At 61.3% G+C, this 13,690-nt stretch carries 14 protein-coding genes; 8 read left to right on the top strand and 6 right to left on the bottom strand.

The window, feature by feature from the left end:
• Nucleotides 1–14 precede the first annotated feature (14 nt).
• From B2M20_RS02690 to B2M20_RS02725, 8 genes are all read left to right on the top strand, one after another.
• Nucleotides 15–1,307: a glutamate-5-semialdehyde dehydrogenase gene (locus tag B2M20_RS02690; protein WP_079445563.1), complete on the top strand. Its 1,293-nt coding sequence runs from the start codon at nt 15–17 to the stop codon at nt 1,305–1,307.
• Between the two features lie 91 nt (nt 1,308–1,398).
• Nucleotides 1,399–1,989: a nicotinate-nucleotide adenylyltransferase gene (locus B2M20_RS02695; protein WP_244553395.1), complete on the top strand. Its 591-nt coding sequence runs from the start codon at nt 1,399–1,401 to the stop codon at nt 1,987–1,989.
• A gap of 242 nt (nt 1,990–2,231) precedes the next feature.
• Nucleotides 2,232–2,570 (top strand): ribosome silencing factor, encoded by a 339-nt coding sequence (gene rsfS, locus B2M20_RS02700; protein WP_420799260.1) that lies wholly within the window; start codon nt 2,232–2,234, stop codon nt 2,568–2,570.
• A gap of 45 nt (nt 2,571–2,615) precedes the next feature.
• Nucleotides 2,616–3,098, top strand: coding sequence for a 23S rRNA (pseudouridine(1915)-N(3))-methyltransferase RlmH (rlmH, locus tag B2M20_RS02705; protein ID WP_079445564.1), 483 nt, complete (start codon nt 2,616–2,618; stop codon nt 3,096–3,098).
• 139 nt (nt 3,099–3,237) lie between these two features.
• Complete coding sequence (locus B2M20_RS02710; protein ID WP_244553396.1) at nt 3,238–4,545, top strand: murein hydrolase activator EnvC family protein; 1,308 nt, start codon at nt 3,238–3,240, stop codon at nt 4,543–4,545.
• Nucleotides 4,542–5,897, top strand: coding sequence for a S41 family peptidase (locus tag B2M20_RS02715; protein ID WP_079445565.1), 1,356 nt, complete (start codon nt 4,542–4,544; stop codon nt 5,895–5,897). The genes B2M20_RS02710 and B2M20_RS02715 overlap by 4 nt, the downstream gene beginning before the upstream one ends.
• A gap of 155 nt (nt 5,898–6,052) precedes the next feature.
• Nucleotides 6,053–7,258 (top strand): divergent polysaccharide deacetylase family protein, encoded by a 1,206-nt coding sequence (locus tag B2M20_RS02720; RefSeq protein WP_079445566.1) that lies wholly within the window; start codon nt 6,053–6,055, stop codon nt 7,256–7,258.
• A 151-nt stretch (nt 7,259–7,409) separates the two neighbouring features.
• The gene (locus B2M20_RS02725; RefSeq protein ID WP_079445567.1) at nt 7,410–7,910 is read left to right on the top strand and encodes an RNA pyrophosphohydrolase; all 501 of its coding nucleotides are present in this window, start codon (nt 7,410–7,412) and stop codon (nt 7,908–7,910) included.
• 45 nt (nt 7,911–7,955) lie between these two features.
• On the opposite strand, the gene B2M20_RS02730 is transcribed toward B2M20_RS02725, so the two are convergent.
• The 6 genes from B2M20_RS02730 to B2M20_RS02755 all read right to left on the bottom strand — a co-directional run bounded on the left by B2M20_RS02730 (nt 7,956) and on the right by B2M20_RS02755 (nt 13,559).
• The gene (locus B2M20_RS02730) at nt 7,956–8,363 is read right to left on the bottom strand and encodes a F0F1 ATP synthase subunit epsilon (protein WP_079445568.1); all 408 of its coding nucleotides are present in this window, start codon (nt 8,361–8,363) and stop codon (nt 7,956–7,958) included.
• Between the two features lie 146 nt (nt 8,364–8,509).
• Nucleotides 8,510–9,940: a F0F1 ATP synthase subunit beta gene (gene atpD / locus B2M20_RS02735; protein ID WP_079445569.1), complete on the bottom strand. Its 1,431-nt coding sequence runs from the start codon at nt 9,938–9,940 to the stop codon at nt 8,510–8,512.
• An 83-nt stretch (nt 9,941–10,023) separates the two neighbouring features.
• On the bottom strand, nt 10,024–10,428 hold the full coding sequence (locus B2M20_RS02740; protein ID WP_079445570.1) for an organic hydroperoxide resistance protein: 405 nt from the start codon (nt 10,426–10,428) through the stop codon (nt 10,024–10,026).
• A gap of 14 nt (nt 10,429–10,442) precedes the next feature.
• Nucleotides 10,443–11,321 (bottom strand): F0F1 ATP synthase subunit gamma, encoded by an 879-nt coding sequence (locus B2M20_RS02745; protein ID WP_079445571.1) that lies wholly within the window; start codon nt 11,319–11,321, stop codon nt 10,443–10,445.
• Between the two features lie 145 nt (nt 11,322–11,466).
• Nucleotides 11,467–12,999, bottom strand: coding sequence for a F0F1 ATP synthase subunit alpha (atpA, locus tag B2M20_RS02750; RefSeq protein WP_079445572.1), 1,533 nt, complete (start codon nt 12,997–12,999; stop codon nt 11,467–11,469).
• Nucleotides 12,999–13,559, bottom strand: a complete 561-nt coding sequence (locus tag B2M20_RS02755) for a F0F1 ATP synthase subunit delta (protein WP_079445619.1) — start codon at nt 13,557–13,559, stop codon at nt 12,999–13,001. The genes atpA and B2M20_RS02755 overlap by 1 nt, the downstream gene beginning before the upstream one ends.
• Between the last annotated feature and the right edge of the window lie 131 nt (nt 13,560–13,690).

The following is a 13,690-nucleotide window of genomic DNA, read 5'->3' on the forward strand; positions in this document are numbered from 1 at the left end:
GATTATTATTTGATATGACTGCCTCCCTGAAGGCGGTCGGCGCCTTGGCCGATCTTCCGGTCTTGATGAGCGACCTTGCAACACAGGCGCGTGTAGCCGCGCGAGCGCTCGGTCTTGCTTCAACGGCGCAGAAGAATCAGGCGCTTGATGCGATGGAGCGCGCGATCCGGAAACATGCGGCTGCGATTCTCGAGGCCAATGCGGAAGATGTCACTGATGCATGCGACGGCGGTGCGACGGCGGCGTTCATCGATCGTCTCACGCTGACGCAAGCGCGCGTGGAGGCGATGGCTGACGGCGTGAAGGTCGTCCGCGAGATCGACGATCCGGTGGGGCGCGTCATCGAGCGCTGGCAGCGACCCAACGGCATGACCATTGAGCGTGTGCGTGTGCCGCTCGGGGTGGTCGCCGTGATCTTCGAGAGTCGTCCCAACGTTTGCGCCGACGCCGGCGTGCTCTGTCTCAAATCCGGCAACGCTGTAATCCTGCGCGGCGGCTCGGAAAGCTTTCGCTCATGCCGAGCGATTCATGATTGTCTGGTGCAGGGATTACGCGAGGCGCAATTGCCGGAAGCGGCGATCACGCTGGTGCCGACGCGGGACCGTGCTGCGGTTGGGCTGCTCTTGAGCGGGTTGAACGGTGGCATCGACGTGATCGTGCCGCGCGGCGGCAAAAGCCTTGTCGCGCGTGTCGAGGCCGAGGCGCGCGTGCCGGTGTTTGCGCATCTTGAGGGCGTCAATCACGTCTATGTCGATGGCGCTGCCGATCTTGCGATGGCGAAGGCGATCGTGCTCAATGCCAAGATGCGTCGCCCAGGCGTTTGCGGTGCAGCCGAGACGCTGCTGGTCGATCGCGCCGGTGCGCGGGACACCCTGAAGCCGCTGATCGAAATGCTGATCGATGCCGGCTGTGAGGTGCGCGGCGATTCCGTCGTGCAGGGTATTGATCCGCGGGTCAGGCCCGCGACCGATAATGACTGGGACACCGAATATGGCGAAGCGATCATTGCTGCGCGCGTGGTCGATGGTTGCGGTGGTGCCATTGACCATATCCAGCGCCACGGCTCGCACCACACAGACGCAATCGTGACCGAGGATCCCGAAACGGCTGCCCGGTTTCTTAACGAGGTTGATTCAGCGATCGTGCTGCATAATGCTTCGACGCAATTTGCCGACGGCGGCGAATTTGGCTTCGGCGCCGAAATCGGCATCGCCACGGGCAAATTCCATGCGCGCGGGCCGGTTGGCGCCGAGCAACTGACCAGTTTCAAATATCGCATACATGGTAGCGGGCAGGTCCGTCCGTGAGCGCAATTGGATCATCCTGCGGGTTGCGCGGGGATTGATTTTGGGGTCGTGTTCCGTCGCTTCAGACGCCATCCCGCTTCATTCCGATGGCATGCGCATAGGTCTGCTTGGCGGGTCGTTCAACCCGCCTCACGCCGCCCATCGTGCCGTCAGCCTGTATGCCTTGAAGCGGCTGGATCTCGACCGGGTCTGGTGGCTCGTTTCACCCGCCAATCCGCTCAAGGATGCGCGGGCGCTGCGCGCTCTCAGCGAACGTGCTGCTGCGGCGTCGGCAATGGCGAGTGATCCGCGGATCGATATCAGTTGTCTCGAGGCTGTCATCGGAACGCGCTACACCATTGACACCATAACCTATCTGCGAAGCAGGTGCGCGAAGGTGCACTTTGTCTGGATCATGGGCGCCGATAATCTGGAGCAGTTTCATCGCTGGGAAAACTGGCAGCGGATCGCTGCCGCGGTGCCGATCGCAGTGGTCGATCGTCCGCCGCACAGTTTCCGCGCTCTTGCGGCGCCAGCCGCGCAGGCGCTTGCGCGATGGCGTTTGCCCGAAGCCAGGGCCGGCCGGTTGGCCACGCACCGCCTGCCTGCCTGGGTTTTCCTCACGGGAATGAAATCGCGGTTGTCCTCGACCGGGCTGCGGAACCGGGACGGAACATGGATGGACGGAAGCCTTAAAACATGAAGGCGCGGCCTCACTGGAATATTGAAACTTCCGCCCCTACATGCGTATTATAACCCATCGGTGCCGGGAGTCGGCGTCGGTACAGCGAAAGGAAATGGTCCCTGACCGCACCTGTATTGTCCAGGTCTGCTTCATCCTCCTCGCCGGGATCGTCGGCGCTGAAGAGAACGAAAGCCAAGACCGACGGGCCTAGAACACGAAGGACTTCGGCAGACGCCGTCATTGCGGAGGCGCAGCCGGATGTGGAACAGACCCTTGAGCTGATCCTTTCCCGCCTCGAGGATATGAAGGCGGAAGATGCGGTCACCATCGACCTACGCGGCAGGTCGGCTTTTTCGGACTACATGGTCATCGCTACCGGTCGGTCCAACCGTCATGTCGGGGCTGTCGCCGAAAATGTGGCCAAGGGCCTCAAGGATGCCGGAGTCAAGAAAATCCATATCGAGGGCATGCCCAATTGCGACTGGGTACTGATCGATTCCGGCGGTGTGATCGTGCATGTGTTCAGGCCTGAGGTTCGTGAATTCTACAATCTCGAGAGATTGTGGATACAAAACACGGCAACGGCGAAGACGGTCTGAACCGTTCGCCGCTGTAATTCAATTATCGCATGTCAGCGTGCGCAGATGCGACTCGTCGTCGTTGCCGTTGGTCGTCTTAAGCAGGGTCCTGAGCGGGAGCTCGCCAATCGCTATCGCGGACGCTTCGAGGATATCGGGCGCAAGCTTGGCTTTCGCGGCTTGGATATTCATGAAATTGCGGAAAGTCGCGCCCGCGATGTTGAGCAGCGCATTCGCGAAGAGGCGGACGCAGTTCTTGCTTTGGCTCCCGAAGAGATGGTCCTGGTGGCGCTGGACGAAAAAGGTAAAAATATCGACAGCGCCGCGTTTGCGGAACATCTTGGCCGCTGGCGGGATGAGTCGGTGGCGAGCACTGTTTTTGTCATCGGCGGCGCGGACGGACTTTCGCCCGAATTGCGGCGCAGGGCTAGATTGAGCGTTGCGTTCGGTGCTGCCACTTGGCCGCATCAGATGGTACGCGTCATGTTGCTGGAGCAGATCTACCGGGCCGCGACCATCCTGGCCGGCCATCCTTATCACCGCAGTTAGCGCGCTCGGCTGAACGCGCCGGCGCGATCGGATTAACATAGTGCGAGCAAACGAGCGCCGATCACCTGACTTGGGACTGATCCAGGACCTCTGTTCACGGTCCCAGGAGGTGCGATTCGGACAGTCGTCACCTGCTTCCATGCTTGTGATCTCAGCCTGTCTGCTTGCGGGTTTTTCGTCCGCGTTTTCGTCGTCCGTGATGGCGCAGACCGGAACACCCTCGCCGGCAAACCCGTCGTCGGACGACATCAAACAGCGCGAGCGGGATCTGGACGCGGTACGGGCGCAGCAAAAGAGCGCGGTTGAATTACAGGAGCGACTGAAGGCCGACATTGCGGCGATTGGTCAAAATCGCGCCAAGCTCAATCAACAGTTGATCGATGTCGCCGCCAGTGTCCGTGACATCGAGACCAAAATTGCAGAGGCCGAAGCGCGCCTGCTGCCGCTCGATGCCCGCGAGCAGGAAATCCGAGCCTCGCTGGATTCGCGGCGGTCGGAGATCGTGGAAGTGCTCGCCGCCCTCCAGCGCGCCGGCCGCCGCACACCGCCCGCTTTGCTGGTGCGGCCGGAGAATGCTTTGCAGTCTTTGCGCACCGCGATTCTGCTCGGCTCCGTTGTGCCGGAGATGCGCGTGCGCGCGGAAAAGCTCGTGGCTGATCTCGATGAACTTGTCGGCCTTCGGAAATCAATCGCTGCCGAGCGAGATCGAATGGCGGCCAATCGCGATAGCCTCAAGGACGATCAAACCCGTTTGGCGACGCTGGTGGACGAACGACAACGGCAGCAAAGCGGTATCGAAAAAAATATGGCCGTGGAGGCGGCGCGTGCGGTCGAACTGTCGCACCAGGTCGACACGCTGCAAGGCCTGATCGCGAAGATGGAGCAGGATCTCAAGAGCGCGGCCAAGGCGGCGGCGACAGCCAGCCGGCAAGGTGTTCCGGGAGCGCTCAACGGCAAGCCGAATCTGGGTGCCCTCAAGGATCCCGGCCGGCTCAGTCCGGCTATTGCCTTTGCGTCGGCCAAGGGCTTGTTGGCGCTGCCGGTTAACGGCACGAAGATTCGTGATTTCGGCGGCTCCGATGGTGCCGGTGGCGCGGAAAAAGGCATTTCGTTAGCCGCCCGTCCTGGCGCTCAGGTCACGACACCCTGTGACGGCTGGGTGGTGTATGCGGGACCGTTCCGTAGTTATGGACAACTCTTGATCCTCAATGCCGGGGGCGGGTATCATGTGCTGATCGCCGGCATGGAGCGTATTTCGGTTAACATCGGCCAGTTCGTGTTGACCGGGGAGCCGGTAGCGACGATGGGATCGACTTCCCGTGTCGCCTCGATTCTCGCGGCAAACGCTAGTCAGCCCGTCCTCTACATTGAGTTCCGTAAGGACGGCACTCCCATTGATCCAGCCCCGTGGTGGGTCGTAAACAAAGGTCAAAAGGTTCGCGGATGATGCGCAAGGTTTCCCTTATTGTTCTCAGCGCCGCAGCGGGTGCCGCGTTGACGCTGTTCGTGACACAGCCGCGGTCTATGACGATGGGATCAAGCGCGCGAGCCGCAACCTCGGATACCTATCGCCAGCTCAATCTGTTCGGCGATGTGTTCGAACGTGTCCGTACCGACTACGTCGAAAAGCCTGACGACAGCAAGCTGGTCGAATCGGCGATCAGCGGCATGCTCACGGGTCTTGATCCGCATTCGAGCTATATGGATGCGAAGAGCTTCCGCGACATGCAGGTGCAGACACGCGGTGAGTTTGGAGGTCTCGGCATCGAGGTCACGATGGAGGATGGCCTGGTCAAGGTGGTCTCGCCGATCGACGACACGCCGGCATCCAAGGCGGGTATCCTGGCAAACGACATCATCACCAATCTCGACGACGAGGCGGTGCAGGGACTGACCCTCAACCAGGCCGTCGACAAGATGCGCGGTCCGATCGGCACCAAGATCAGGCTAAAGATCATCCGCAAGGGACAGGACAATCCGATCGACGTGACGCTGGTGCGCGACAACATTCGCGTCCGTTCGGTCCGTTCGCGGATCGAATCCGACGACGTCGCCTATATCCGCATCACGACGTTCAACGAGCAGACCACCGAGGGGCTCAAGAAGTCGATTTCCGACCTGCAAAGCCAGCTTGGCGACAAGCTCAAGGGTTACATCATCGACCTGCGCAACAACCCGGGCGGGCTGCTCGAGGAAGCGGTGACCGTTTCGGATGCCTTCCTCGATCGCGGCGAGATCGTGTCGACGCGCGGCCGCAATGCCGAGGAAACCCAGCGGCGCAGCGCACATCCCGGCGACCTCACCAAGGGCAAGCCCGTGATCGTTCTGACCAACGGCGGGTCGGCATCGGCTTCCGAAATTGTCGCCGGCGCATTGCAGGACCACAAGCGGGCAACATTGATCGGGACCCGTTCGTTCGGCAAGGGCTCGGTGCAGACCATCATTCCGCTCGGGTCGGGCAATGGCGCGCTCCGGCTGACGACCGCGCGCTATTACACGCCATCGGGCCGTTCGATTCAGGCCAAGGGCATCGTTCCGGATATCGAGGTGCTTCAGGATGTGCCTGATGAACTGAAGTCGAGGACCGATACCAAGGGCGAGGCCTCGCTGCGGGGGCACCTCCGAAACGGCACCGACGAGAAGACAGGCTCGCAATCCTACGTCCCGCCGGACACGAAAAACGACAAGGCCCTCAAGATGGCCGATGACCTTCTGCACGGGGTCAAGATCAACGCCTCGTCACCGTCCCCCAGCAACAAGGCGGCGATTGAAAAGCCTGCAAACAAGGCAGCGAACTGATCCTTTGAAGTAATCAGGTTTTCCGGATTCGGGCGGCCTCTGGGTCGCCCGAATTCGTTTGCGGGTGGGGTCACTTCAGGCGTCGCTGCCGGATCTCGCGTTGCCGCCTTTGCGAGCGCCCATGGTATTCTCGATTCGGATGATTCGAGGGGGCCATGGCCGATACCACCGACGATCTCAGCACGCCGCTTGGACAGAACTCCGCGCCCAAGCGCCGCTTACGGCTTCCTGTCACGCTGCCACAGGCGGCGGGATTTTTGCTGGGATCGATCCTTGTCGTCTTCCTGGGCTTCGTTTTCTTCAATCACGATCCTCTCGGCGGCGAACCTGTGGCGCGGGTTGCGATCCAGCAGACCTCAGTCAGCGATGACAAGCCTGCAGCCGTCCGATCCGCGCCGAAGCAGCCGGACAGCGCCGCCGCCGTTGCCGCTCAATCCGCAACCGGACAGAAGACCATCACCATCATCGACGGGTCCAGCGGATCTCGTCAGGACGTCGTCGTCTCCGGTCCTGAGTCCAATACGGCGGACGCCGGCTCACCGGCGGCGGCAACGGGAGTTGGTCAGCATCTGTTGGAGAAGTCGCGTTATGGAATGATTCCGGTTGTCGCTGCCGACGGGCTGAAGCCTTTCAAGGCTTATGCCATGGGCACCGAGGCGGATCGCGCGAAGGCTGCAAAGACACCGGTGGTTGCCATCGTGGTCAGCGGTCTCGGCGTCGGTGCGACGAAAACCACCGATGCAATCATGAAACTGCCGTCAGCCGTAACGCTGGCGTTCACACCCTATGGCTCTGATCCGGGTAAGATGGTGGAACAGGCGCACGCGCAACGTCACGAGGTGCTGCTGCAAGTCCCTATGGAGCCCTATGATTATCCCGACAACGACCCCGGACCGCAAACACTGCTCACGACACTTGGCGCCGAGCAGAATATCGATCGCCTTCATTGGCAGCTAAGCCGCTTTCAAGGCTATGTCGGCCTGACCAATTTCATGGGAGCGCGTTTTGTCACTGCCGCTACTGTCATGCAGCCATTCATTCGCGAGGCAGCAGGGCGGGGTCTCGGCTACCTGGACGACGGAACTGCGCCGACGAGCGTTGCGGGTCAACTTGCGGAAAGGCAGGCTATGCCTTTCGCCAAGGCCGACCTGACCATTGATGCCGTTCCGACCTCGGTAGAGATCGACAAGGCGCTCGCAAGACTTGAGGAACTGGCAATGAAGCGGGGGACCGCCGTGGGCATGACTTCGGCGCTTCCGGTTTCCATCGACCGAATTGGCGCTTGGATCAAGGGCCTCGAAAGCCGTGGCGTGATGCTTGTGCCATTGACAACCGCGATGCTGAAATCAAAATCGAACTAGCCCTCCGCATTTGATAGAATCAGAAGCGTGGCTCTATGATTTTGGCTGACGCGTTTTCTTCACGCGAACCGGTATCCACTTCGCTCGAAAACGCTTTAATCCGAGTCCTTTCCGTTCTCAGGGCGGAGGAGGCGTGCAGGGCATTGATGGAATGGCGCGTTACGACGATCTACCCTACCGCACGTGCGTCGGCATAATGCTGTTCAACGAGAGGGGACTCGTTTTCATTGGTCGCCGCGCAGGCATTGAGCAGGTCGATGACCAGCATGTCTGGCAGATGCCGCAAGGCGGCGTCGATCCCGGTGAGGACACATGGCTCGCGGCGAAACGCGAGCTCTATGAGGAGACCAGCATTCGCTCGGTCGAGAAGCTCGCCGAGGTATCTGACTGGCTGATCTATGACATTCCACGCACCGTGGCCGGACGGGCCTGGAAGGGCCGCTATCGCGGACAGCGCCAGAAGTGGTACGCGATGCGCTTCACCGGCAAGGACAACGAGATCGACGTCGCTAATCCGGGCGATGGCCACAAGCCAGAATTTATTGCCTGGCGCTGGGAGCCGATGCAGAACCTGACCCGGTTAATCGTGCCTTTCAAGCGCCCGGTCTATGAGCGCGTGGTCAAGGAATTCACGAGCCTCTCCGGTGGTTAGGGCATATGCGCGGCGCATCCGGAACCCGATCGCCGGTTACGCGGCTCAGTGCATTGCCGTCGTATTGAGCTGACTCTGAATGCTCTTGAAATGGTCCAGCCGCTCGATGGCCCTGTCGAGTTCGGAGCCCTCCTTTTCCGCCAACTGGGCTTCCATGCTCGCGACCGTGTCAGCGAACTGCGTACGATCAAGCTCCTCGATGGAGGTTGCTACGTCGGCAAGGACGGTCAGGCCCTTCTCCGAGACTTCGGCGAGGCCGCCGAGCACGATGATCTTCTGTCGTGTGCCGCCAGCGGTGACGGTCAGGATTCCGGGACGGATCGCCGCAACGACGGGCGCGTGGCCGGCAAGGACGCCGAAGTCACCCTCGACGCCGGGGATGTCGACCTGATCGACTTCGCCGGAGAAAGCGAGCTTTTCAGGGGAGACGAGATCGAAATGGAAAGTCGCCATGGTACTCAGTCTCTCTGTTGTCACCCGCGGGCTTGACCCACGGGTCCATCAGTCAAGATAGTCTGTCTATCGATGGATTGCCGGGTCATAGGCGTTTTTTAGAACGCCGTTCTTCGAACGGCTATCCCCGGCAATGACGCAGTTGTTTAAGCCGCTTCGGCCGCGAGCTTCTTGCCCTTCTCGACGGCTTCCTCGATGGTGCCGACCATATAGAACGCCGATTCCGGCAGATGGTCGTATTTGCCTTGGCAAAGGTCGCGGAAGCCCTTGATGGTGTCGGCGAGATCGACGAACTTGCCCGGCGAGCCGGTGAACACCTCGGCTACGAAGAACGGCTGCGACAGGAAACGTTCGACCTTGCGGGCGCGGGCCACCGTGAGTTTGTCCTCTTCCGACAGTTCGTCCATGCCGAGAATGGCGATGATGTCCTGCAGCGACTTGTAACGTTGTAGAACCTGCTGCACGAGGCGCGCCGTCTGGTAGTGTTCCTCGCCGACGATCAGCGGCGACAGCATGCGCGAGGTCGAGTCGAGCGGGTCCACCGCCGGGTAGATGCCTTTTTCCGAAATGGCGCGGTTGAGCACCGTGGTCGCGTCGAGATGCGCGAACGAGGCGGCCGGCGCCGGGTCGGTCAGGTCGTCGGCAGGAACGTAAATCGCCTGCACCGAGGTGATCGAGCCCTTGTTGGTAGTGGTGATGCGCTCCTGCAGCGCGCCCATGTCGGTGGCGAGCGTCGGCTGATATCCAACGGCGCTGGGGATGCGGCCGAGCAGCGCCGACACTTCAGAGCCCGCCTGCGTGAAGCGGAAGATGTTGTCGACGAAGAACAGCACGTCCTGGCCCTGGTCGCGGAAGTATTCGGCGACCGTGAGGCCGGACAGCGCAACGCGCGCACGCGCCCCGGGCGGCTCGTTCATCTGGCCGTAGACCAGCGCGCACTTTGAGCCTTCGCCGCCGCCCTTCTTGTTGACACCGGATTCGATGAATTCGTGATAGAGATCGTTGCCTTCGCGGGTCCGCTCGCCGACGCCGGCGAACACCGAATAACCGCCGTGCGCCTTGGCGACGTTGTTGATCAGTTCCTGAATCAGCACCGTCTTGCCCACGCCGGCGCCGCCGAACAACCCGATCTTGCCGCCCTTGGCATAAGGCGCCAGCAGGTCCACGACCTTGATGCCGGTGACGAGAATTTCCGCCTCGGTTGACTGGTCGGTATAGGACGGCGCCTCTTGGTGAATCGGACGCAGGTCGTCGGCCTTGACCGGACCCTGCTCGTCCACGGGCTCGCCGATCACGTTCATAATGCGACCCAGCGTGCCTGCGCCGACCGGCACCCGGATCGGCGCGCCGGTGTCGGTAACGTCCTGGCCGCGCACCAGACCCTCGGTGGTATCCATCGCGATGGTGCGCACCGTGGATTCGCCAAGATGTTGCGCTACTTCCAGAACCAGGCGGTTGTCGCCGTTCTTGGTTTCGATGGCGTTGAGAATAGCCGGCAGGTGGCCTTCGAACTGTACGTCGACGACGGCGCCGATGACCTGCGTGATGCGTCCGGTCTGATTGGCGGGGGATGCCATTAGAAATATCTCCTTAGAACTCGTTATTAGTTTGCGCGTGATCCATTCTGAAAACCGGTTTCCACTTTTCAGGATCAAGCGCTTTAGACGGCGGTCAATTTGACGGGCACATTACCCTTGGTCGCCTTGGAATAAGGACAGATGGTGTGAGCGTCTTCGATCAGCGCTTGCAGCTTCGCCTTGTCGGCACCGGGCAGAGCGACCTTCAATTCGGCAGCGAGCGAGAATGCGCCGTCATCGATATTAAGCGTGACTTCGCAGGTCACCCTGGCGGCCTGCCCGTCGAGACCATGCTTCTTCGCCAGAACGAGAATGGCCTGTCCAAAGCAGGAGGACCAGCCAAGCGCGAACAGCTGTTCCGGATTGTGGCCATCGCCGGCACCGCCGAGATCCTTCGGAAGCGCCATCGCCAATGCCAGCGCACCGCCGTCGAGGACGGCGCGGCCATTGCGGCCGCCGCTCGTTGTCGCCTTCGTGACGTAAGCCATGAACGCTCCTGCTGCTAGATAGCCTCGGCGCCGGAGATGATTTCGATCAGCTCCTTGGTGATCATCGCCTGGCGGGTCCGGTTGTAAACCAGCGTTTGCTTGCGAATCATGTCGCCTGCGTTACGCGTCGCGTTGTCCATCGCCGTCATCTGTGCGCCGTAGAACGAGGCGTTGTTCTCCAGAAGCGCGCGGAAAATCTGCACCGCGAGATTGCGCGGAAGCAGCCGGTCGAGAATCTCATCCTCTTCCGGCTCGTATTCGTAGGATGGCGCCGCATCGCCATTTCCGGCCGCGGCCTCGACCGCAAGCGGAATGACCTGTTGGGCGGTCGGAATCTGTGCAATGACGGACTGGAAGCGCGAATAGAACAGGGTGCAGACGTCGAACTCGCCGGCGTCGAAACGAGCCAGCACTTTCTCTGCAATCGCTTCGGCATTGACGAAGCCGAGCTGGCGCACCGAGCGCAGTTCGACGGTCTCGACGATCTGCTTGTCGAAGTTGCGGCGAAGCTGCTCGTAACCCTTTCGCCCGACGCAGAAGAACTTGACCTCCTTGCCCTGGTTCATCAAGGCGAAGGCCCTTTCACGGGCCAGGCGGACGATGGCCGAGTTGAACGCGCCGGACAGGCCGCGCTCTCCGGTGCAGACCAGAAGCAAGTGAACTTGATCCTTACCGGTGCCGACCAGAAGCGGCGACGCGTTGGGCGAACCGGCCGCGGCGCTGGCGATGTTTGAAATCACCGTGTCCATTTTTTCGGCGTAGGGCCGCGCTGCTTCCGCGGCGTTCTGCGCGCGGCGGAGTTTGGAGGCCGCCACCATCTGCATGGCTTTGGTAATCTTTTGTGTCGCCTTGGTAGAGGCGATGCGGACCCGCATGTCTTTAAGGCTGGCCATCGATAACCCTGTCTATCTCCTGCTCGGCCTTTCGCCTCTCTCGCTTGCGGGGAGGGCGAGGGAGGGGTCCGACGCGATGTGTATCACTTGTTCCATTCCACCGGCTGCGCCGGTTGATCTCCCAAAAGCGGGAGATGTGAAAGGATCAAGCAAAGGTCTTAGCGTAACCCTCGACGGCAGCCTTGAGCTTGGCGGCGGTATCGTCACTCAGGTCACGGCTTTCACGGATGGCATTGAGAATGTCGGCGTTCTTGCCGCGCAGCAACGACAAGAGCCCATCCTCAAACGCGCGCACCTTGTTGAGCGGCAGCGGATCAAGATAGCCGTTGGTGCCGGCCCAGATCACAACGACCTGCTCCTCCATCTTCAGCGGCGAGAACTGCGGCTGCTTCAGGAGTTCGGTCAGGCGCGAGCCGCGGTTGAGCAGTCGCTGGGTCGAGGCGTCGAGGTCGGAACCGAACTGCGCGAAGGCCGCCATTTCGCGGTACTGCGCGAGTTCGCCCTTGATCTTGCCGGCGACCTTCTTCATCGCCTTGGTCTGCGCCGACGAGCCGACACGCGACACCGAAAGACCGACGTTCACCGCCGGGCGGATGCCCTGGAAGAACAGGTCGGTTTCGAGGAAGATCTGGCCGTCGGTGATTGAAATCACGTTGGTTGGAATGTAGGCCGACACGTCGTTGGCCTGAGTCTCGATCACCGGTAGCGCGGTCAGCGAGCCGTTGCCCTGGCTGTCGTTCAGCTTGGCGGCGCGTTCCAGAAGGCGGGAATGCAGGTAGAACACGTCGCCCGGATAGGCTTCGCGGCCCGGCGGGCGGCGCAGCAAAAGCGACATTTGACGATAGGCGACGGCCTGCTTGGAGAGGTCGTCATAAATAATGACGGCGTGCATGGCGTTGTCGCGGAAGTATTCGCCCATGGTGCAGCCGGTGAACGGCGCGAGGTACTGCATCGGGGCCGGATCGGACGCGGTCGCGGCGACGACGATCGAATATTCCAGCGCACCCTGCTCTTCGAGCACCTTGACGAACTGCGCCACGGTGGAACGCTTCTGGCCGACCGCGACGTAGACGCAGTAGAGCTTCTGGCTCTCCGGGGCGCCAGCGACGTTCAGCGGCTTCTGATTGAGAATGGTGTCCAGCGCAATCGCGGTTTTGCCAGTCTGGCGGTCGCCGATGATCAACTCGCGCTGTCCGCGGCCGATCGGGATCAAGGCGTCGATGGCCTTGAGGCCGGTCGCCATCGGCTCGTGCACCGACTTGCGCGGAATGATGCCGGGAGCCTTGACGTCAACGCGCTTGCGCTCGGTGCCCTGGATCGGACCCTTGCCGTCGATCGGATTGCCCAGCGCATCGACCACGCGGCCGAGCAGGCCTTTGCCGACCGGCGTGTCGACGATGGCGCGGGTGCGCTTGACGGTCTGACCCTCTTTGATCTCGCGGTCGGCGCCAAAAATCACGATACCGACATTGTCGGTTTCGAGGTTCAGCGCCATGCCGCGCGTGCCGTTTTCGAACTCGACCATCTCGCCGGCCTGGATGTTGTCGAGGCCGTAGACGCGGGCAATACCGTCGCCGACGGACAGCACCTGTCCGACCTCCGAAACTTCGGCTTCTTTGCCGAAATTCTTGATCTGATCCTTCAGGATCGCGGAAATTTCCGCGGCGCGGATGTCCATCAGCCTGCCTCTTTCATCGCGTGCTTAATCGAATTGAGTTTGGTCCGGAGCGAAGTATCCACCATGCGGCTGCCGAGCTTGACGACAAGTCCGCCGATGATGGACGGATCGACTTTCACGTTGAGCGTGATGTCCTTGCCCGTCACTGATTTCAGCGCGGTTTTCAGCGCGTCCAGATTCTTGTCGTTGAGCTTCTCGGCGACGGTAACCTCCGCCGTGGCCTCGCCCTTGAACTTCGCGACCAGCGCGCGAAACGCCCGGATCACGTCGGCAACCGCGAACAGCCGGCGGTTGGCGGCCAGGACTTTCAGGAAGTTTGCGGTCGTACCGCCGATCCCGGCCTTGCTCAGCACGGCGGCGAGTGCCTTGCTTTGCGTATCGGCGCTGAAAACCGGACTGCGCACGAGGCGCACAAGTTCAGCGCTGTCCGCCAACATGGCATCGAACTTGTCGAGGTCGGCCTTGACGGCGTCGATCGATTTGTCTTCGCGCGCCAGTTCGAACAAGGCCGTCGCATAACGGCCGGACACACCAGAAACCGAGGGATCTACAGCAGCCACCAGAGCGCTCTTCAAGCTGTCAAACTCGCAGGGGAAAAGCCGTCGCCGAACAAGCGGCGCCAAAGCGGCCCAAGCCCTTGGAATTCAAGAGGGACTTCGATTTCCGGCCGACACGAGCGTACCGGCAGCGT

Source organism: Nitrobacter vulgaris, from assembly GCF_002028545.1.
Lineage (GTDB): Bacteria > Pseudomonadota > Alphaproteobacteria > Rhizobiales > Xanthobacteraceae > Nitrobacter > Nitrobacter vulgaris.

What these genes read in the sequence shown, in the direction of transcription:
- B2M20_RS02695 (WP_244553395.1), top strand. Translation starts at nt 1,399, where the DNA reads ATGCGCATAGGTCTGCTTGGCGGGTCGTTCAACCCGCCTCACGCCGCC.
- B2M20_RS02740 (WP_079445570.1), bottom strand. Translation starts at nt 10,428, where the DNA reads ATGGCTTACGTCACGAAGGCGACAACGAGCGGCGGCCGCAATGGCCGC.
- B2M20_RS02710 (WP_244553396.1), top strand. Translation starts at nt 3,238, where the DNA reads ATGCTTGTGATCTCAGCCTGTCTGCTTGCGGGTTTTTCGTCCGCGTTT.
- B2M20_RS02690 (WP_079445563.1), top strand. Translation starts at nt 15, where the DNA reads ATGACTGCCTCCCTGAAGGCGGTCGGCGCCTTGGCCGATCTTCCGGTC.
- B2M20_RS02720 (WP_079445566.1), top strand. Translation starts at nt 6,053, where the DNA reads ATGGCCGATACCACCGACGATCTCAGCACGCCGCTTGGACAGAACTCC.
- B2M20_RS02745 (WP_079445571.1), bottom strand. Translation starts at nt 11,321, where the DNA reads ATGGCCAGCCTTAAAGACATGCGGGTCCGCATCGCCTCTACCAAGGCG.
- atpA (WP_079445572.1), bottom strand. Translation starts at nt 12,999, where the DNA reads ATGGACATCCGCGCCGCGGAAATTTCCGCGATCCTGAAGGATCAGATC.
- B2M20_RS02730 (WP_079445568.1), bottom strand. Translation starts at nt 8,363, where the DNA reads ATGGCGACTTTCCATTTCGATCTCGTCTCCCCTGAAAAGCTCGCTTTC.
- rlmH (WP_079445564.1), top strand. Translation starts at nt 2,616, where the DNA reads ATGCGACTCGTCGTCGTTGCCGTTGGTCGTCTTAAGCAGGGTCCTGAG.
- atpD (WP_079445569.1), bottom strand. Translation starts at nt 9,940, where the DNA reads ATGGCATCCCCCGCCAATCAGACCGGACGCATCACGCAGGTCATCGGC.
- B2M20_RS02715 (WP_079445565.1), top strand. Translation starts at nt 4,542, where the DNA reads ATGATGCGCAAGGTTTCCCTTATTGTTCTCAGCGCCGCAGCGGGTGCC.
- B2M20_RS02725 (WP_079445567.1), top strand. Translation starts at nt 7,410, where the DNA reads ATGGCGCGTTACGACGATCTACCCTACCGCACGTGCGTCGGCATAATG.